We start from the raw sequence: 18,971 nt of genomic DNA, 5'->3' as shown, positions 1-18,971 counted from the left end.
TCCGGCCGAGCGTAGAACAACGTCAGGCCGGACTGGGGTGAGGAGAGGCCGGATGTACACGGAAGCCTTCAGCGATACCGACGTCGCGGAGTCCGACCTGGTCACGCGCAGGGGCACGTTCCGCGCCATCGCGTTCTGGGCGGACGGGCACGAGCACATGGCGCTGGTCTACGGCAGCGCGCGGGGCCGGGAGGAGGTGCTGGTGCGCATGCACTCGGAGTGCCTGACCGGCGACATCCTGGGCGCCATGCGCTGCGAGTGCGGCGAACAGCTCAACAGTGCCCTGGACGCCATCGTGCGCGAGGGCAGCGGCGTGCTGGTCTACCTGCGCGGCCACGAGGGCCGGGGCATCGGTCTGGTCGCCAAGGTCCGCACCCACGTGCTCCAGGACGAACTCGGACTGGACACAGTGGACTCGGCCACCGAACTCGGCCTCCCCGTCGACACCAGGGACTACGCCCCCGCAGCCAAGGTCCTCCGCCACCTCCGAGTCCGCTCGGTCCGCCTCCTGTCCAACAACCCGGACAAGTTCGAGGCCCTCGAAGCCCACGGCATCCCCGTAGTCGCCCGAGTCCCCCTCGTCATGCCCGCCAACCCGCACAACATCGGCTACCTCACCGCCAAACGCGACCGCCTAGGCCACGATCTCCCCCAGGTAGAGGTCTTCAGTGACTCCCACTAACCGAGTGTTGGCCGTTCTCGTACGCCATGTTGGCCGTTCCGGTACGTCCCCCACCGGGGGACACCCGGGGAAACGCCGCAGCTCGTCCCAGCCTGCGCCGCCCCGCCTGCGATCCTGGGCAGCGTGGACGTGCTGACTTACGCGAGAGTGCTGGAGGTGTGCGCGCGCCTGGCGGGCCGCTTGTCCGACGACACCCTGGACGCCATCCGCACGCACTATCACGCGGGCGAACCCGACCTCGCCGACGCGACCCTGCTGCTCACCCTGGCCTACCACGAGGTCGGCATCACCGAGGAGGAGCGCGACCTGATCCGCTCCGCCCTCCCCGACCCCGACAGCCAGGACCTGGCAGCCGTCCCCGCCGTGGCCACCATCCCACCCCCACGCCACCACTTCACCCCCACCGCCCCCGCAGCGGCCCCCGACCCCGCCCCCTCGGACACCCTGCTCGCCACCGAAGCAGCCCACCACAACGCCCTGGCCCTGTCCCGCACCTGGCGAGACCCCCTGCCCGGCGTCCGCGACTCCGGAACCTGGATCTACGTCCTACGCCTACCCCCCACCACAGACCCCCTCCACGCCTACGCGGCCCTGTCCTCCCAACTATGGGCAGTACTCCGCGAAACCTGGCCCCTGGAGGTACTCGTCGAAGGCATCCCCAACCCGCCCTACCAAACCGCCGCCCTCTCCGCAGCCACCCAGATCTGGCCCCCAGCCCCCGCCTGACCCCGTACAAGAACGGCCAACCTGGCGTACAAGAACGGCCAACACACCGTCCCAGAACGGCCAACACGCCGTACGACAACGGCCAACACGCCGGGGGGTTGAAACCCCAGCCCGCGTGTTGGCCGCTTTGGTACGGGGTGTTGGCCGTTCTTGTACGGGTCGTTGGCCGTTGTGGGACGCCGGGCAAGCGGGCGAAGCCCGGAGTGGTGGGTGTTGGGGGCAGGCGGGCGAAGCCCGGAGCGTGGCGGCCGGGCGGTTATGACCCGGAGGTCGGGCGAAGCCCGGGAACGATGCGGCCAGGCGGTTCGCACGCGCCGCGACCGGGCGAAGCCCGAACAGGCGGCCGGGGTGGCTTTTCAACACTCCCCGAGCGGTTCCCCCATCCCCGTCAGCCTGGAGAGGACACACCACATCCCGGCAAGCGGCCGCTCAACCTGCCGCCGCCCTAGCCACCCAACAGCAACGGCGGTCGCTTGCCGGGATGTGGTTTGGTATCGGAAGGCTGACGGGGATGGGGGAACCGTACGAGCACTGCTCTTCATCTTTGCCCTTGTCTTTGACTTTCCCCCCCATCCTTTGATTTCTGCCCGTCCGGCGAGGACGCTCTTGATCTTCGCTCGTGTACCTCAGCAACAGAGGCCAACAACGCAAAGATCAAGAGCGGAAAAGATGGCCTCGCCGGCGGGCAGACCACCGGAGGGGGGAGGGCAGATCAAACCCCGGGATGAGCAGGTTGCGGGGCGGGGTTTGTGCTGCCGGGGCCTGAACCAGCGTGGCTCCGAGGGCTCGTGTGTTCTCCGCACGGCCTTCCGCAAGCCAACCACACCCCGAGGAGCGGCCCCCGTCACCTTGGGTGGGGTCGGCGGCGGATTGTGTTGCAGGGGCCGCTCCTCGGGGCGCGGTCAGCAAGCTCCAGGCCGTACGGAGAACACACGAGAACCCTCGTCGTGGGGGTTTACCCCCCTAACCCCCAACCCCCGCCCCGTACAACAACGGCCAACACTCCGTACGACAACGGCCAACACGGCGTACAAGAACGGCCAACACGCCGGGAGATTGCGCCGCTCGAGCCCGGACGTAAGGGAGCGGGCTGCCCACACCCCCAGGAATGGACAGCCCGCTACCAGATCAACTTTCCCGCACCCTAGGCGCGAAGACGTTGAAGGAACGTTGAACTCCCAGTTCGGGCCTGGTAAGCCGGGGGGTGTGACGGCTGGGGGTACTGCGTGACGGTGGAGTTCCTGGTGCTGGGCAGCGTCGAGGCGCGGGCGGGGGGACGCCTGCTCGACCTGGGTCCGGCCCGCCAACGGCGGGTGCTGGCCGCGCTGCTGGTCGAGGCCAATCAGGCGGTGACCACCGACCAGCTCATCGACCGGGTCTGGGGAGAGCGGTTGCCGCAACGCGCCGCCGGGACGTTGCGCAGCTACCTGACCCGGTTGCGCACCATCCTCACCGAGGCCGGTGACGTGGGCATTCAACGCCGCTCCGGCGGCTACGTGCTCGCCGTCGACGAACACACCGTCGACCTGCACCGCTTCCGCCACCTCCTGGCCAAGGCCCGCGCCAGCGCCGAGGACGCCGAGCAGCTCGCCCTGTTCGAGCAGGCGTTCGAACTCTGGCGCGGCGAGGCCTTCGCCGACCTGGACACGCCCTGGTTCACCGGCGTGCGCGCCACCCTGGAACGCGAGCTGGTCGCCGCCGAACTCGACCACGCCGACGTCGCGCTCCGCCGGGGCAGGCACTCCGAACTGCTCCCCCGCCTCTCCGCCCAGGCCGAGCGTCGGCCGCTGGACGAGCGGCTGGCGGGGCAGGTCATGGTCGCGCTCTACCGCGGTGGGCGGCAGGCCGAGGCGTTGCAGGCCTTCCACCACATCCGGACCGCGCTGATCGAGGGCCTCGGTATCGAGCCGGGCGCCGAGCTGCGCGCGCTGCACCAGCGCATCCTGGCCGGGGACAGCGCGCTGTCCGCCCCCACTCCGGACGCGCCGACGGCGAACTGGCAGTCGCTGCCAAGGGACATCGACGACTTCACCGGGCGGGACACCGAACTCGACCTGGTGCTGGACCGGCTGCCCGCGGTGCCCGGTGCGAGCAGCGCGGTGGTGATCACCGCCATCGACGGGATGGCGGGGGTCGGCAAGACCGCCCTCGCGATCCGGGCCGCGCACCAGATCGCCGACCGCTACCCCGACGCCCAGCTCTTCCTCGACCTGCACGCGCACGCCGAGGACCACCAGCCAACCGACCCGGCCGCCGCCCTGGACAGCCTGCTCCGCTCGGTCGGCGTGCCCGGCGAGAAGATCCCGCACGACCTGCAGGCCCGCGCCGGACTCTGGCGCAAACAACTCGCCGGCCGCAAGGCGCTGCTGGTACTGGACAACGCGGCCAGCGCCGCCCAGGTCCGCCCGCTGCTGCCGGGCAACCCGGAATGCCTGGTGCTGATCACCAGCCGGAACCGGCTCACCGACCTGGAGGCCGCGCACATCCTGTCCCTGGACGTGCTGCCCGACAACGACGCCACCGCGCTGTTCGCCCGGATCGCCGGACCCGACCGCGCCGCCGCCGAACCCGCCGCGGTGGCCGAGGTCGTCGCACTCTGCGGTCAGCTCCCCCTGGCCATCCGGATCGCCGCCGCCCGGCTGCGCAGCCGTCCGAAGTGGACGGTGGAGCACCTGGCCACCCGGCTGCGCGACGAACGCCGCAGGCTCGGCGAACTGGCCACCGGCGACAGCGGCGTCGCGGCCGCCTTCGCCCTGTCCTACCAGCAGCTCACCCCCGCCCAGCAGCGACTGTTCCGGCTGCTCGGCCTGCACCCCGGCGCGGACTTCGACCCCTACGCCGCCGCCGCGCTCACCGAGGACGAGGAGTTCACCGCCGAAGCCGGCCTGGAGGACCTCCTGGACGTGCACCTGCTCCAGCAGCAGGTCGCCGGCCGCTACCGCTTCCACGACCTCTGCCGCGCGCACGCCCGCCAGCTCCTCGGCTGCGGCGAGACCGAGGACGACCGGCAGGCCGCGCTCGGCAGGCTCTGCGAGTACTACCGGCACACCACCGCCACCGCGATGAACGCCCTGGTCCCGGTGGACAAACACCTCCGCCCCGACCTGCCGGCCGCCACCCTGGCCGCGCCGGAACTGACCAACCGGCTGCAGGCCGCCGGCTGGCTGGAGCACGAACGCGCCAACCTGATCACCACCGCCACCCACGGCCTGCCCGAACACGCCGCCTTCCTCTCCGCCGCGCTGCAGCACTACCTCAACTTCCGCGGCTACTACGACGACGGCCAGGTCCTGCACGGCAAGGTCATCGAACTCGCGCACGCCGCCGGCGACGGCGGCCTGGAAGGCCAGGCGCAATACCGGCTCGGCTACGTCTACTGGTGGCAGGGCCGCTACCCGCTGGCCCTCACCCACCTCCAGCGCGGCCTCGAACTCGCCGAAACCGCCGGACTCGCCGGAGTGCAGGGCTACGCGCAGGCCGGACTCGGCTTCACCCACCGCCGACTCGGCCGCCACGAACAGGCCCTGGTGCACTTCCAGCGCGCCCTCGCCCTGGCCGAACAGGCCGCCGACCTCAGCCTGCAGGGCCACGTGCTCACCGGCATGGGCCACACCTACCCGTGCGTCGGCCGCGCCGAACAGGCCGTGGAACACCTGCGCCGGGCGGTCGCGCTGGCCGAGAGCACCGGCGACCGGCAGGTCGACATCGGCGCCCGGATCGGCCTGGGCGCGGCCTACCGCGGCCTCGGCCGCTACGAGGCGGCACTGGCCGAACTCGACCGGGCCCTGGCCGTGGCCAAGGACACCGGCGACCGCGGCCTGCACGGCTACGCGCTGCGCCAGCTCGGCGACGTCTGCCTGGACACCGGCGACCTCAGCGCCGCGGGCGAGCACTACCAGCAGGCCCTCACCCTGGCCAGGGCCATCGGCAGCCCAGGTCACGAATCCGAGGCCCTGCTCGGCCTCGGCGAGACCGCCCGCGGCACCGGGTTGTTCGAGCTGGCCCTGGACTACACCCGCCGCGCCGAAGCACTGGCGGGCGAGGTCGGCGACCAGTTCCAGCAGGCCGTGGCCAACCGCAGCCTGGCCCGCACCCACCTCGGCCTTGGCAGGCAACGCGAAGCCCGCGCGCACTGGCAGCGTGCACTGGACCTGTTCACCGAACTGGGCATGCGCGAGGCCGATGACATCCGCGGCGAACTGGCCAAACTGGACGTCGAACGCGCCGAGTAGCCGGGATTTCACTGCCAGGACGGGAAATTTCAGTTGGCCCGCCGGTGAACGCCGGGCGCACCCATACTTCGGCGCGTGGCCGATGACTACACCCTGCGCCGGGTCCCGCCCGCGGCGCGACACGGTTGGCGGACGGTGGCCGTGCAGTCCTTCGGCCAGGCAGGCAACATCGGACTGCTCATGCTCGGCGCGTTACTGGGGCTGTCACTGGGATTCTGGCCCGCGGCCGGGGTGCTGGTGCTGGGCCTGGCGATCCAGACCGCCGCGCTGCTCGCGATGGGGATCATGGGCATGCGCGAGGGCCTGGCCACCACCGTGCTCACCCGGTGGACCGGACTCGGCCGTTACGGCTCGGCCATCCTCGGACTGGTGCTCGCGCTCTGCGTCACCGGCTGGTTCGGCGTGCTCAACACCGTTGTGGCCCAAGGCTTCCACACCATCATCGGCGGACCGAGGTGGATCTGGGCGCTGGCCACCGGCGCGGCGATCACCGCGATCGTGATGTTCGGCTTCACCGTGATGGCCCGCACCGCCGCGGTCACCGCACCCGCTTTCCTGGCCCTGGCCGGATATCTGGCCCTCACCCAGCTCTGGGACCGCCCGCTGGCCGAACCCACCGGCGCGCTGTCGGTACCGGCCGGGGTGACCGCGGTGGTCGGGGTGTGGATCATCGGCATCGTGGTCGCCCCCGACATCACCCGCTTCACCCGCGACCGCGCCGACGTGGTGCGGCTGACCCTGTTCGGCACCGTGCTCGGCCAGCTGCTGATCGGCCTGTGCGGCATCGCCCTCGCCCTGGCCTTCCACACCACCGACGTGGTCACCATCGTCACCGCGGGCTCCGGTTTCCTCGGCATCGCGGTGCTGATCACCGCCACCGCCAACATCCAGAACCTCAACCTCTACGTCGGCACCCTGAGCCTGGCCAACGCCCTGGACACCCTGTTCGGCCGCCGCCCCAGCCCGCGCCTGCTCACCCTGGGCATGGGCCTGCTCGGCGCGATCGCCTCCGCCACCGGCCTGCTGTCCACAGTGGAGGGTCTGCTGGCCGTGCTGGCCGGGGTGCTGCCGCCGGTGGTGGGCATCGCCACCGCCGAGTACTACCTGGTGCGCCGCTGGCGCCCGCTGCTGGAACACAGCCGCCCCAGCGACGCCCTGCCCCGGCACGCCCCGGCCTGGCTGCCCGGCGCCCTGCTGATCTGGCTGGCCACCGCGGCGATCGGATTGCTGGTGCCGTGGGGGATTCCGGCGCTCAACGCGCTGCTGTCCGCCTTCGGGCTGACCGTGCTGGCCGGCTGGTTCAGTCGCCGACGATCTCCGCGGTGGTCCGGACCTCGCCGAGTCGGGGGAACACCACGGTGAGCGCGGATTCGTGCGCCAGCGCGGACAATCCGGTCATCGCATCGGAGACCGCGACCGTCTCGTAGCCGTGATCGGCGGCCGCCCGCAACGTCGACTCCACCCCGAACTCGGTGGCGATCCCGCCGAACACCAGCGTTGTCACGCCCAGCCCACGCAGGTGCGCGTCCAGCTCGGTGCCGTAGAAGGCGCCGATGGTGTGCTTGGTGATCAGCTTCTCCCCCACCGCCGGATCCAGGCCCGGGTCGAGTTCGCTGCCCTCGGGCTGTTCGACATTCGGCCGGTGCGCCTGGACGAGGACGATCGGCGCGCCCGCGGCCCGGAAGGCGTCGCGCAGCCGGATCGCGTTGGCCAGCACGGTTTCGCCGGTGTGCGGGGTGGTGGGCAGCGCGATGATCCGGCGCTGGAGGTCGACCAGCACGAGCGCGGTGCTGGAGTTGATCGTGGTCATGCCCGCAGCCTAGAACGGATTGTCGGTGCCCGGTGGTTCACTCGAACGATGACTGCCTCGGTTCTGCACGCGCCACCCACCCGCGTCCACCGCGAGGACATCGCGGTCATGGAACAGACCGCCGCGGACGAACTGCCAGCCATCCAACAACTCTGGCCCGCCTTCGAGCGCCTGGACGCCCTTTCGGCCAACACACCGCCCATATCGGCCAACACACCGTACGACAACGGCCAACACGGCGACGGCATGGCCGAACTCCGGGCGGCCATGCCCGCGGACGAGTCGCGGCCGCTGGTGGAGTTCTACCGCAGGCACGGCGAAATCGAGCTGTGGCTGCCGATCCGGCCCTGACCGCTCACCGCCAGGACGGCAGCCACAGCTCGGCCTGCCAGTGGCCGTTGGTGATCGAGTCGCCGTTGAGGATCGGCCACAGCCAGCCGAAATTGGCCACCACCAGCCCCACGTACAGCGCCACCACCAGCAACCCGGTGCGGCGCCGTTCCTCGCCGTCCACGGCCCTGCCCAGGATCTGCCCCAGCGGCAACACCAGCCCGAGCACCAGGAACGCCGACACCGGGGTCATGTAGAAGAAGTACATCTGGCGGTCCAGGTTGACGAACCAGGGCAGCAGGCCCGCCAGGTAGGCCACCAGCACGGCCGCGTAGCGCCAGTCCAGCCTGCCGAGCATCTGCCACAGTGCCCAGCCCAGCATCGGGAACGCCAGCCACCACATCGCGGGTGTGCCGATCAGCATGGTCGCGCTGACGCAGCTGGACTCGCCGCAGGCGGTGGTGGAGTTGTCGAAGTGGTAGAGCATCGGGCGCAGGCCCATCGGCCAGCCCCACGGTTTGGACTCCCACGGGTGCGCCTGGCCCGGCTGGGTGACCAGGCCGTTGTGGAACTCCAGCACGGCCGCCGAGTAGCCGAACAGCGAGCGCAGCGCGGGCGGGAAGATCAGCTGCCAGTTGTCGTACAGGTGCCGGTCGAACCCGGTCTCGCTGGCGAACCAGGCCCACCAGGTGGCCAGGTACACCAGGACCGGCACCGCCAGCAGCGCCCACAGGCCGGGCAGCAGGTCCCGCCGCAGCGCACCCAGCCACGGATGCGCCACGCCAGCCGTGCGCCGGGCCGAGGCGTCCCAGACGATCATCAGCACGCCGAAGGCGGCCGCCCAGTACAGGCCGCTCCACTTCGTCCCGGCTGCCAGGCCGAGGCTGACCCCGCACAGCAAGCGGTACCAGCGGAAACCCAGCCGCGGGCCGTGGTCAGAGGTGGTCACCCAGCCCTCGCGCAACGCGGTGGCCAGGCGGGCGCGGACCTGGTCGCGGTCCAGCAGCAGGAAACCGAAGGCGGCCAGCACGAAGAAGGCCAGGAAGATGTCCAGCATCGCGGTGCGGCTCATCAGGTGCAGCACGCCGTCGCAGATCAGCAGCACCCCGGCGATCGCGCCGAGCAGGGTGGACCTGGTCAGCCTGCGGGCGATCCGGATGATCAGCAGCACCATCAGCGCGCCGCACACCGCCCCGGCGATCCGCCAGCCCCAGCCGGTGTAGCCGAACACCCACTCGCCGAGCGCGATCAGCTGCTTGCCCAGCGGCGGGTGCACCGTCCACTTGAAGGCCGGATTGTCCTCGTACCAGCCGTTGCGCAGCATCTGCCAGCCCTGCCACGCGTAGTACTTCTCGTCGAAGACCGGGGTGCCCTTGTCCGTGGGGTAACCCAGGTTCTGCAGGCGGATGACCCCGCCGATGACGGTGAGCACGATCGTGACGACCCAGCCACGCAACCGGTCGGTCGGCATCGGTCTGCCCAGCAGGCTGACTTCGCGGAACATACCCGGGGTGGTAGTGGCGGCGACAGTCACGCCACCCGATCGTACGGGGGCGCCGGGTGCGGCCTTGATCGGGTTCCTTGCTCAGGAAAACAGATCGACCAGGGCCTCGCCGCGGGCGGTCTGGCGCAGCCGGACCTGACGGCCCTGGCGCTGCCGGTCGATCAGGCCGGCGGCCTCCAGTGCCTGGCAGTGGTGGGTGGCGGTGGCCGGGGCGACCCCGAGCAGGGTGGCCACCTCGGCCATCGCGGGCCGGTGCGCGCAGTGCCGCAGGATCCGGGCGCGGGCCGGGCCGAGCAGCGCGCTGAGCGGGTCGTCGGCAGGCGGCGGGTCCTGTCCGTGCAGGATCGCGGTCAGGCCGGGGACCGCGTAGGCGAGTTCGATCCGGTCCGGGTGCTCCAGGCTGAACGAGGCCGCCTTGGGGCCGGTGGCCAGCGGGATGAGCACCAGGCGGCGGCCGTCCCGTTCGGTGTCGGCGGTGGTGCCGGTGGTGCACTCCAGCCGGGTGCCGCTGACCCGCCAGCAGTGGTTGCCCAGCACGGACAGCGCCACCGGCAGCGCGCCGGTGACCGCGGCGGCGCCAATGCGTTCGGTCTCCCGCCACAGCACCGGCCGGATCCGCTGCCACACCGGCGTGTATGCCTGCCAGATCGCCTCGAAGGCGCGGGCGAAGGCGGCGACGTAGGGGCGCGGCTGGTCGATGAGCCGCTGCCAGGCCACCGGGATGTGCCCGTGGAACTCCTCCAGGAAGAACTGGGCCTGTTCGGCCACCGCCTCCGGGTCCTGCTCGCCCACCTGCGCCAGGGACTGCCGGATGTCGGCCTCGGCCTTGGGGATGAGGCAGTCCGGGATGCCCAGCCGATGTGCCCGCAACGGCAGCAGCGTTTCCAGGTCCGCGGCGGGCAGTGTGCTGCGCACCTGCGCCCGCAGCTGGGCCGAGACGTGCTCGGGCGCGGCCCCCAGTGCGTCCAGGAGCAGCGAGAACAGGGACGAACCCGGCTGGTGCAGCACTGAGACGGGCAGCGTCTCCAGCGGTGCGAGCGAGATCGCGGTGCCGAAGCTCGCGGTCAAAGTCCCCTCCCCAGGAATTCGCCGACCGCGGACATTTTGACGATCCTCGAAGAGATTGCGCAATGACTGTTCAGCAGATGTGATGTCCGTGAGCAGCACAAACGAACCCCCGGTGGAGGGCATTGCCTCCCGCGGCGCCGAGGAAGGGTCGGCATCCGTGGGCAGGACGGTGGTGAGGATCGGCAGGGGCCGCCCGGAATTCGGCCGCATCGCCGTGTTCCCACTGTCCTGATCTCCGCCCGGGGTTGGGGGGCGGTGCGCCGGTGACCTCACTCTGTGGGGAGGACACCGGCGCGCCGGGCTCAGCCGGTGCCGATGGCGAACAGGTGGATCTGCCGGTCGGCGGGCAGGGTGACACTGGCGATGGTCTTGCCCGCCGGTGCGTCGTAGGGCGCGGTGGCGAAGACGAACGCCGGACCGGTGCCACCCCAGGACACGTTGCGGTACTTGGGATGCGCGAGGACGGTGTTGCCGAACACCGGGGTGGTGGCGCTGCCGCCGGGCAACACCCAGTCGCCGAAGGACAGGTCCGCGGGCGCTGTGCTGCCGTCGGTGAAGGTGACCGTCGCGGTCCCCCGGTGGTCGCCATTGGCTGCCGCGCCAACGAAAACCAGCCGCTTCGGCGCACCGGCGAGCGTGACGGTCTGGCCGTCCGCGGCGACGTTGTCCGGACGTCCGGCGGGCGCGGCGGGCCAGGTGAACTTCGTGCCCGCGACCTCGACCTGTTTGCCGCCGGTGAGTCCGGCCTCGGCCAGGGCCTGGCGGGAGTAGCTGTTGCCGCCGCCGTCCAGGTTGGCCTGGGATTTGTCGTTGTCGTCGGCGATCCCGGTGTTGCCGTAGCGGGTGACCAGGCTGCCCTCGGGCGCGACCAGCACGGTGACCGTGGTGCTGACCGTGCGGTGCGCGCCGCTGATGGTCACCGGGATGTCGTGATATCCCTCGGGCGCGTTCGCGCTGACCTGGTAGCGGGCCTGGCCGTCGTCGAGCCGGAACCGTTGCGGCCCAGCAACAGTCAGCCCGGCGGGTGGCGTCGTGCTGACGCTGAGCGTGCGATCGTCCCCGGCCAGCCTGCGCGCGTCCACGGTGAACTCGCCGGTGCCGCCGGGCCGCACGGTGATCAGGTTGCTCGCACTGGCCAGGAAGTCGTGCTCACCGTCGCGATAGGACGGTGGCGCCTGGTCGCGTTCGCTGGCCCACTCCTTGTCCGGGGTGCCGGACAGGTCGAAGTCCAGGCGCCCGCCGGTGCTGATGATGTCCCTGGGCAGGCCGGTGCGCTCGTGGTCGCGGCCGTTGAGTTCCAGGTCCCGCACGTACATCGCGGTGCTGGCTGCCTTGGGGGCGCGGATGTCCAGATCCCGGCCGGGCAGGTCGAGCACGGCACGCGGGAACAGCGGGCTGTGCACGGCCAGGTCGGAGGTGCCGGGCGTGGCCGGGTAGAGGCCAAGCGCGGCCCAGACGTACCAGGAGGACTGGGCGCCGAGGTCGTCGTTGCCGGGTTCGCCGTCCGGGGTGGGGCTGAACAGGGTGGTCATGATCTGCCGCACCACCTGCTGGGTGCGCCAGGGCCGCCCGGTGTGGTTGTACAGCCAGGGAATCCCGAACGCGGGCTCGTTGCCCGCCCACATGTAGGGCTGCAGCGGACCGGCGTTGAGCTTGGTGGTGAAGGTGTCCAGCCGTGCCGCCGCCGCGTCCCGGCCACCCATCGCGGTGATCAGCCCGGCTGGGTTGTGCGGCACCATCCAGGTGTACTGCACCGCGTTGCCCTCGTCGAACCCGTCCTGGCCGAAGCCGCCGGTGGGCGGGGTGAAGGCCGGACCGTCCGGGAACCGCCCGTCGCCGCCGCGCGGCTGGATGTGCCGGGTGGCCGGGTTGAACAGGTTCTGCCAGTTCTGCCCGCGCCGCGCGTACTCCGCCGCGGTCTTGCGATCACCGGCCGCCTTGGCCAGCTGGGCGATGGCGAAATCGTCCACCGACCACTCCAGGGTGATCGAGGCGCCCACCCGGTTGTGATCACCGCGGGCCACGTCGGTGTTCGGCAGGTAGCCGCGCTTGACGTACTCCCCGATCCCCGGCCGCTCCTGGTAGGCCCCCGGCGTGGTGTCCACCGTGGTGGCGCCCTTGATCAGGTAGCGCAACGCGGTCGGCAGGTCGAAATCCCTTGCCCCGTAGGCATACAGGTTCGCGATCAGCGGCACCGAGCTGTCCCCGGTCATCTGCGCGGTGTAGTCGTTGGCCAGTGGCCAGCGCGGCCACCAGCCGCCCTGCACCGCGTCGTTGACCAGCGACTGGGCCATGTCACTGGCCTGGCGCGGCCAGAGCAGGGCGTGCAGCGGGGCCAGGCTGCGATAGGTGTCCCAGTCGGAGAAGTTGGCGTACTGGGTGCGCCCAGGCGGCAGGGTGTGAATGCGATCGTCGAAGCCGATGTAGCGGCCGTCCACGTCGTTGAAGGTGTTGGGGTGCATCAGCGAGTGGTAGAGCGCGGTGTAGAAGGTCTTCAGCTCACCGGTGTTCGTCCCCGCCACCCGGATCTTGCCGAGTTCCTGCCGCCACTTCTCCCGCGTCTCCCGGCGCACCTGACCGGCGTCCCAGTGCGGGATCTCCTGTGCCAGGTTGAGTTTCGCCCCGTCCACCCCGACGAAGGACAACGCCACCTTGGCCTTGACCTGGGTGCCGGGGAAGCTCAGGTACGCCCCGGCCCGCGGTGAGCTGACACTCGCGCCGCCCGGGGTGACGGTGTTCCCGTCCCAGGTCCCCTTGGCGGTGAACGGCTGGTCGAAGGTGATCGCGTAGTGCACGGTGTACTTGTTGGACTTCCCGCAGAACCCACCGGTGCTGGCCGACCCGGTGACCGTGGTGTCGTTCTCGATGTTGACCTGCGCCGCGGAGTTCCCGGACAGGCTGGCCCCGCCCTTGATCAGCACGTGCCCACCGGCCGGGAAGGTGAAGGTGGCCAGTCCGGTGCGGGTGGTGGCGGTCAGCTCGGCCCGGACCTTGGAGTCCTCCAGGGTCACCGCGTAGTAGCCGGGTTCGGCCTGCTCGCTGCTGTGCTGGTACCGCTCCACCCGCTCCCAGGGCTTCGCGCCGATCTCCCCGGTCACCGGCAGGATCGGCACATCGCCGAAGGCACTGCATCCCACACTCGCATGGGTGAGGCTGAAACCTCGGATCTTGTCGTTGTGATACTGGTAGCCAGCGTAGGAGCCGAGCGTGTCCGGCGAGAACTGCGTCATCCCGAACGGCACCGAGGGCCCCGGGAAGTTGTTGATCTCCCCAGCCGCCGCGTTGGCCAATCCGGTGCCGATAAACGGGTCCACGTAAGCGGTCGGATCGGCGATCAGTGGCGGCGGCGCGGGTTCGGCCGCCGCCACCACCGGAGCACCGAACACCAGCGCCGCCGCTACGACCACCAGCCTGTTGGCACGCACGTGGACCTCCCAGCACCAGTCGACAGATCGGAGCTTTCCGCCAGGGATCAGGTCGTGTCAACGAGTCGGCGGCGGTTCTGACTGGTTCCGGACATCATGATCAGCGAGGGTCACGCCGCGCCGGACCCGGCCGCCGGGACCGCGCTGACGCCGGTGTTGACGGGCAATTCGGCCAGCAGATCCTTGAGCACCGGGTCGGTGTCGCGGTGGCGCTGCTGCAACGCGGCGACCTTGGCGGCGAAGTCCGGGTCGTCGTCATCGGTGATGTCGTAGGCCTCGAACCGCTCCAGCAGGCGCATGCCCTCGCGTTCGGTCCTGGTGTGCGCGGGGTGGGTGAGGTAGTCCCAGTAGGCGTCCAGGTCCTCCAGGGCGAACACCGCGCCCCAGTCGAAGCCGCCGCTGCCGAACTCGCGGCCGACGAGGTAGGACTTGACCACCGGGATCTCCCGGCCCTGGGTGTGCATGAGTTCCAGGGCTTCCTCGATCTGTTCCTGGGTGACGCCGGCCTTCAGCTTGAACCGGTTGCCGTGGTAGATCATCGGATTCTCCTTGTGTCGCAGTGGGTTTGCGGGAGTCAGCGGGTGGCGGCCAGGCGGCGGTGTTCCAGGACGGTGGCGACCAGGAAGCCGCCGGTGCCCGCGATGGCCAGGGCCCAGAACAGGGCGGGGGTACCGAGGAAGAGCGAGCCGGCGGAGAGCAGGGCGAGGTAGGCGCCCAGCACGTAGTGCAGTGGGTTGCCGCGCACCGCGCCCTCGCCCAGGTACAGCAGGCCGACCACGAACCCGGCGCCGGCGGGCCAGAGCAGGGACTGCACGTTGGGCATGTCCGGCAGCGTGTGCAGGCCGGAGATGAGCAGGAACAGCCCGCCCATGCCGACCACCCAGGCCGCGCCGATCAGCTTGTGCGACAACAACTCCCGGCCGCTCAGGCTCTTCTGGGCGCGGGTGGCGGCGAGGATGGCCAGCACGGTGCCCACGGCGAATCCGCCGAGCAGCAGGGTCATCGGCAGCCAGCCGGGCAGGGTGAGCAGCGGGGTCTCGCCCCGGCTCAGGGCCGCGGCGCCGTGGCCGAAGAGGTAGGAGAAGCCGAAGCCGAGGTAGACCGGGCGGCTGTCGATCTCGCCGGGGCGGGCGGTGCCGCGGGCGGTGATCGGGGCGAAGTGGGTGGCGGTGGTCATGGCTGGGGCCTTTCCGGAGTGGGGAGGGAACACAGGTGGGACAGGGGGATGGCGATGCGCTGGGTGATGTCGGCGGGCCAGGGGAAGGGGGTGCGCACGGCGCGCTGGTGGGCCAGGCCGTGCAGGCCCAGCCACAGCGCGACCGCGTCGGTCTCCGGGGCCTGGCTGGTGCAGTGGCCCGCGGTGACGCAGTCGCGCAGGATGCCGGTGAGGATGCCCAGGGCTTCCGCGCCGAGGGCGGTGAGCAGGGTGGTGGTGAGTCCGCCGCGGCCGACCACGGGTTTCCACGCGCCGTCGAACATCAGGCGGTAGCGCTCGGGGTGGTCGCGGGCGAAGCCCAGGTAGGCGGTGCACACCGCGCGCAGCCGGTGCCGGGGGTCCTCGCCCGCCGCTTCGGTGGCGGCCCAGAGGCGGCAGGCCAGGTCGGCGAAGGCCTGGCGCACCACGGCGAGCATCAGGGTGGGCTGGTCGGGGAAGTGCGGGTAGATCGAGGGAGCGGCGATCCCGGCGCGCCGGGCCACGGCCCGCAGGGTGACCGCCCGTTCGTCGCCACCGGCCTCGATCAGTTCGGTGGCCGCGGTCAGGATCTCGGTGCGGAGCAGGGCGCCCTCACCGCGGCGGTTCCTGGCGTGGCACCGGGGTGCGCCGTCGGTGCTGGGCATGGCCGCTATCCGACGATGACGACTTTGCCCAGCACGGTGCGCGATTCCGCCAGCGCCATCGCCGAACCGGCCTGTGCGAGGGGGAACTTCGCGGCGATCTGCGCGGTGAGCACGCCTTCGTCGAGCAGGCGCAGCACCTGGGTGAGGTCCTCGGCCAGCCGGGCGCGGAAGGTGGCCAGGCTGCGCTTGCCAGCCCAGAAGTTGTAGAACTTGGCGCTCCGGCCGTTGGGCAGCAGGTGCCACATCAGCAGGCGCCCGAAGGACTTCAGCACCGGCAGCCGGGAGTTGCCGTCCTCGTCCTTGGTGGCCGCGGTGCCGTAGGAGACCAGGGTGCCGCCGCGGCGCAGCAGGCCCCAGGACTCCTTCAGCCCGGCGCCGCCGACGTGGTCGAACACCGCGTCCACGCCGTTGGGCGCGAGCTTGCGGATCTGGCCGTACAGGTCGGGGGTGCGGTAGTCGACCGGGATGGCGCCGAGTTCGCGCACCGAGTCGTGGTGCCGGAGGGCGGCGGTGCCGATCACCTTGATGCCCGCGTGCCGGGCCAGCTGTACGAGGGTGGAGCCGACGCCGCCGTTGGCGCCCAGCACCACGATGGTGCCGCCGCTGGCGACCCCGGCGGTGCGGTGCAGCATCTGCCAGGCGGTGATCCCGTTGACCACCAGGGTCTCCGCCTCGGCCGAGTCCACCCCGTCCGGCACCGGCACCAGGTCGGCGGCGTCCAGGACCAGCGAGCTGGCCCAGCCGCCGATCTTGGTCACCGCGGCGAAGCGGCGGCCGATCAGCATGACGTCCACCCCCGGGCCGACGCCGGTGACCGTGCCGACCACGTCGTAGCCGGGCACGAACGGGAAGGCGGGCTGGTCGTAGTACTTGCCGCGGCGCATCTGCTGTTCGGCGAAGGAGACCCCGGTGGCGTCCATCCGCAGCACGACCTGGCCGTCGGCGGGCGCGGGCAGGTCGCGGACCCGGACCTGGAGGCCGTCGACCTCGACCTTGGCGGGCAGCACGACCTCGGTGGCGCTGGTGGTGACGGTGTAGGTGCTCATCTCGGCTCTCCTTACGCGATTGAACTTACAACCGTAAGGCTACGCACGTTCACTCATCGAACGCAAGGGCTAACACCTGTAAGTTTTTCTTGTAAGCTCACGGGCATGGACGACGACAGGGACGACGCACCCAGGCCAGCCCGCGCCCGCAACCGCCGGGGCGAGGGCGCCCGCCTGCGCGAGGAGATCGTGACCGCGGCGGTCGCACTGCTGGACGAGACGGGCGATGAGAGCGCGGTGACCCTGCGCGCGGTGGCCCGCCAGGTCGGCATCGCCGCCCCGTCGATCTACCGCCACTTCCCGGACCAGCCCAGCATCATGCTGGCCGTGGTGCAGCAGGCATTCGACGAGCTGGAGCAGCTGCTGCGGGTGGCCAGGGACGCCGCCGAGGAGCCAAGGGGCCGTCTGTTCGCGGTCTGCCTGACCTACCTGGGGTTCGCCCAGCTGCATCCAGGGCGGTACCGCACCATGTTCGGCGGGCTGTGGATGCCCGACCTGGACAACAGCGTGCTGACCGAGAGCGATATGACCGCGCTCGGCCAGGGCAGCCTGACCCTGCTCGCCGAGGCACTGGCCGACTGCGTCGCGGCCGATCTGGCCACCAGCACCGACCCGTTCGCCGACTCGGTCGCGCTGTGGCTGGGCCTGCACGGACTCGCCCACCAGCGCGCGGTCACCGTGGTCTTCCCCTGGCCCGAGGACCTCGCCGAGCGCATGATCACCGCACTCGCCCACCTGCGCCACTAGCCGGATCGGCCGCACTTGATGGTCGAACTAGAATTAGGTCGTGCAACCTAATCAGGAGTCGGTCGACCTGACCTTCACCGAGGCCGCACGTCGCAGGCAGATCGTGGCCGCCGCGATCGAGACCATCGCCGAACTCGGCTACGCCAGGGCATCCTTCGCCCAGATCGCCCGGCGGGCGGGGCTGAGCAGCCCCGGGCTGATCTCCTACCACTTCGCGAACAAGGACGACCTGATCAGCCAGGTCGTCGCCGAGGTCTACGCCACCGGCGGCGAGGTGGTGCACCCGAACAGCGCGGACACCACCTCGGCCTGGCTGGCCCTGCGCGGCTACCTCGAAGGCAGTCTCACCTTCTACGCCACCCACCGCACCCACCTGCGGGCACTGGTGCAGATCCTGCAGGGCCACCCCGAGGCCCTGGACCGGTGGGCCAAACCGCGCAACACCGCCGAACTGGCCGGACTGGCGGAGGTGCTGAGCCGAGGGCAGCGCGCGGGCGAGTTCCGCGAGTTCGACCCGCACACCGTCGCGCTGATCATCCGCCAGCTGCTCTCCGGCGCCCTGCAACACCTGCTCACCCAGCCCACCGCCGACCTGACCGGCTACACCCGCGAACTGCTGACCCTGTGCGAACACGCGGTGGCGGCACCGCGACGAGGAATCGAGGAGCAACCGATGAGCAACGCCTTCACCCCGCAGGAGACCGCAGAGGACCTGGCCCGCCTGCTGCGCGGGACCCGCGACATGCACGGGGTGTCGGCCGAGGAGCTGGCCACCCGCTCCGGCGTGCGCACCGAGGACGTGCTGGAGTTCGAGGCGGCCAGGGTGGTCCCGGCCGAGGAGCCGTTCGGGGTGTACATGCGGGCACTCGGATACGACGCCTGAGCCTAGGACGCGGCCGCGAGGGTGTAGCCGAGGTCCGCGCAAGCGCGGCCAAGGGACAGTTCCAGGCCCGAGTGCTCCAGCGGCAGCAGCACGTCCGGTTTGCGGGGCAGGGCCGAGGCCGCCGGTGGGTCCCACAGGCAGATCGCGGGCGCGCCCGAGTCCACCGCCGACTGGTACCAGAGGCCGTCCAGGTCCGGGTCCGCCGCGCGGATGGCGCGGGCCCAGGCCTGGGTGCGGTCGGTGGTGTCGGACCAGATCGCGGCCGAGGCGCCCACCTTGATCGGCCAGCGGCTGGTCAGGTCGAGCAGGCGCAGCGGGCGGCGGGGGCGCAGGATGACCAGGTGGCGGGCGTTGGCGTGCCGGTCGACGGTGGCGGTGTCCTGGAAGACCTCGGCCACCGAGGTGCGGGTGGACAGCGAGAAGTACAGCACGCCCTGGTCGTTGTCCCTGGTGGGCTGGCCGTCCTCGCCGGGAGGGTGCGGATCGAAGTAGGCGTGCGGGAGTGGGCCGACGGTGCGGAAACCGTTCCAGCGCTGAGGATGCCGCCCGCCCGCGGCGAAGATCCGCACCAGCCGGGTCGAGGAGTTGACCGCGATCAGGTCCGCGGGCTCGATCGACTGGGCCAGCACGGTGGGCGCCGGTGGTGCGGGGAGGCGCGTCATCGTGCTGCCCAGTCTCG

Annotated in this window: 16 protein-coding genes; 7 read left to right on the top strand and 9 right to left on the bottom strand. The window is 71.0% G+C overall.

The genetic code is table 11. From position 1 onward, the window contains the following. Positions 1-52: 52 nt before the first annotated feature. The 4 genes from HNR67_RS21445 (at position 53) to HNR67_RS21430 (ending at position 7,002) form a co-directional block, all read left to right on the top strand. The gene (locus HNR67_RS21445) at positions 53-682 is read left to right on the top strand and encodes a GTP cyclohydrolase II (protein WP_185004029.1); all 630 of its coding nucleotides are present in this window, start codon (positions 53-55) and stop codon (positions 680-682) included. Positions 683-805: 123 nt separating this feature from the next. Then, the gene (locus HNR67_RS21440) at positions 806-1,408 is read left to right on the top strand and encodes a hypothetical protein (protein WP_185004028.1); all 603 of its coding nucleotides are present in this window, start codon (positions 806-808) and stop codon (positions 1,406-1,408) included. 1,226 nt (positions 1,409-2,634) lie between these two features. Continuing rightward, positions 2,635-5,640, top strand: coding sequence for an AfsR/SARP family transcriptional regulator (locus HNR67_RS21435; RefSeq protein WP_185004027.1), 3,006 nt, complete (start codon positions 2,635-2,637; stop codon positions 5,638-5,640). A 75-nt stretch (positions 5,641-5,715) separates the two neighbouring features. Then, entirely contained in the window at positions 5,716-7,002 is a 1,287-nt protein-coding gene (locus HNR67_RS21430) for a purine-cytosine permease family protein (RefSeq protein ID WP_185004026.1), read from the top strand. Here the strand turns inward: HNR67_RS21430 and HNR67_RS21425 are convergent. Further along, positions 6,941-7,450, bottom strand: a complete 510-nt coding sequence (locus HNR67_RS21425) for an isochorismatase family protein (protein WP_185004025.1) — start codon at positions 7,448-7,450, stop codon at positions 6,941-6,943. The two genes, HNR67_RS21430 and HNR67_RS21425, sit on opposite strands and share 62 nt — an antisense overlap. A gap of 48 nt (positions 7,451-7,498) precedes the next feature. Here HNR67_RS21425 and HNR67_RS21420 point away from each other — a divergent pair, with 48 nt between their 5' ends. Then, positions 7,499-7,801 carry a hypothetical protein gene (locus HNR67_RS21420; protein WP_185004024.1) on the top strand — a complete coding sequence of 101 codons (303 nt, stop codon included), beginning with the start codon at positions 7,499-7,501 and terminating at the stop codon, positions 7,799-7,801. Positions 7,802-7,805: 4 nt separating this feature from the next. Here HNR67_RS21420 and HNR67_RS21415 read toward each other — a convergent pair whose 3' ends face one another. The 7 genes from HNR67_RS21415 to HNR67_RS21385 form a co-directional block, all read right to left on the bottom strand. After that, positions 7,806-9,284, bottom strand: coding sequence for a dolichyl-phosphate-mannose--protein mannosyltransferase (locus tag HNR67_RS21415; RefSeq protein ID WP_185004023.1), 1,479 nt, complete (start codon positions 9,282-9,284; stop codon positions 7,806-7,808). Between the two features lie 81 nt (positions 9,285-9,365). Then, positions 9,366-10,352, bottom strand: a complete 987-nt coding sequence (locus HNR67_RS45765; protein ID WP_185004022.1) for an ArsR/SmtB family transcription factor — start codon at positions 10,350-10,352, stop codon at positions 9,366-9,368. Between the two features lie 302 nt (positions 10,353-10,654). Continuing rightward, positions 10,655-13,777, bottom strand: a complete 3,123-nt coding sequence (locus HNR67_RS21405; protein ID WP_185004021.1) for a GH92 family glycosyl hydrolase — start codon at positions 13,775-13,777, stop codon at positions 10,655-10,657. 110 nt (positions 13,778-13,887) lie between these two features. Continuing rightward, the gene (locus HNR67_RS21400) at positions 13,888-14,316 is read right to left on the bottom strand and encodes a Dabb family protein (RefSeq protein ID WP_185004020.1); all 429 of its coding nucleotides are present in this window, start codon (positions 14,314-14,316) and stop codon (positions 13,888-13,890) included. Positions 14,317-14,351: 35 nt separating this feature from the next. Further along, entirely contained in the window at positions 14,352-14,954 is a 603-nt protein-coding gene (locus tag HNR67_RS21395) for an ABC transporter permease (protein WP_185004019.1), read from the bottom strand. After that, the gene (locus HNR67_RS21390; protein WP_185004018.1) at positions 14,951-15,616 is read right to left on the bottom strand and encodes a TetR/AcrR family transcriptional regulator; all 666 of its coding nucleotides are present in this window, start codon (positions 15,614-15,616) and stop codon (positions 14,951-14,953) included. The genes HNR67_RS21395 and HNR67_RS21390 overlap by 4 nt, the downstream gene beginning before the upstream one ends. 5 nt (positions 15,617-15,621) lie before the next feature. Next, on the bottom strand, positions 15,622-16,662 hold the full coding sequence (locus HNR67_RS21385; RefSeq protein WP_185004017.1) for a medium chain dehydrogenase/reductase family protein: 1,041 nt from the start codon (positions 16,660-16,662) through the stop codon (positions 15,622-15,624). Between the two features lie 105 nt (positions 16,663-16,767). On the opposite strand from HNR67_RS21385, the gene HNR67_RS21380 reads away from it, so the two are divergent. Continuing rightward, a complete protein-coding gene (locus HNR67_RS21380) occupies positions 16,768-17,409 on the top strand; it encodes a TetR/AcrR family transcriptional regulator (protein ID WP_185004016.1) in 642 nt (213 codons plus the stop codon). A 40-nt stretch (positions 17,410-17,449) separates the two neighbouring features. Next, the gene (locus HNR67_RS21375; RefSeq protein WP_185004015.1) at positions 17,450-18,292 is read left to right on the top strand and encodes a TetR/AcrR family transcriptional regulator; all 843 of its coding nucleotides are present in this window, start codon (positions 17,450-17,452) and stop codon (positions 18,290-18,292) included. A 2-nt stretch (positions 18,293-18,294) separates the two neighbouring features. On the opposite strand, the gene HNR67_RS21370 is transcribed toward HNR67_RS21375, so the two are convergent. After that, entirely contained in the window at positions 18,295-18,954 is a 660-nt protein-coding gene (locus HNR67_RS21370; protein ID WP_185004014.1) for an RES family NAD+ phosphorylase, read from the bottom strand. Positions 18,955-18,971: the final 17 nt, after the last annotated feature.

The sequence above is a fragment of the Crossiella cryophila genome (assembly GCF_014204915.1).
In the GTDB taxonomy this organism is placed as follows: Bacteria; Actinomycetota; Actinomycetes; order Mycobacteriales; family Pseudonocardiaceae; genus Crossiella; species Crossiella cryophila.
This window is presented reverse-complemented; position numbering and strand designations above follow the sequence as displayed.

Bases quoted from the DNA above. Each gene is read 5' to 3' on its own strand.
- HNR67_RS21445 (WP_185004029.1), top strand. From the start codon at position 53: ATGTACACGGAAGCCTTCAGCGATACCGACGTCGCGGAGTCCGACCTG.
- HNR67_RS21425 (WP_185004025.1), bottom strand. From the start codon at position 7,450: ATGACCACGATCAACTCCAGCACCGCGCTCGTGCTGGTCGACCTCCAG.
- HNR67_RS21420 (WP_185004024.1), top strand. From the start codon at position 7,499: ATGACTGCCTCGGTTCTGCACGCGCCACCCACCCGCGTCCACCGCGAG.
- HNR67_RS21415 (WP_185004023.1), bottom strand. From the start codon at position 9,284: ATGTTCCGCGAAGTCAGCCTGCTGGGCAGACCGATGCCGACCGACCGG.
- HNR67_RS21400 (WP_185004020.1), bottom strand. From the start codon at position 14,316: ATGATCTACCACGGCAACCGGTTCAAGCTGAAGGCCGGCGTCACCCAG.
- HNR67_RS21395 (WP_185004019.1), bottom strand. From the start codon at position 14,954: ATGACCACCGCCACCCACTTCGCCCCGATCACCGCCCGCGGCACCGCC.
- HNR67_RS21390 (WP_185004018.1), bottom strand. From the start codon at position 15,616: ATGCCCAGCACCGACGGCGCACCCCGGTGCCACGCCAGGAACCGCCGC.
- HNR67_RS21385 (WP_185004017.1), bottom strand. From the start codon at position 16,662: ATGAGCACCTACACCGTCACCACCAGCGCCACCGAGGTCGTGCTGCCC.
- HNR67_RS21380 (WP_185004016.1), top strand. From the start codon at position 16,768: ATGGACGACGACAGGGACGACGCACCCAGGCCAGCCCGCGCCCGCAAC.
- HNR67_RS21370 (WP_185004014.1), bottom strand. From the start codon at position 18,954: ATGACGCGCCTCCCCGCACCACCGGCGCCCACCGTGCTGGCCCAGTCG.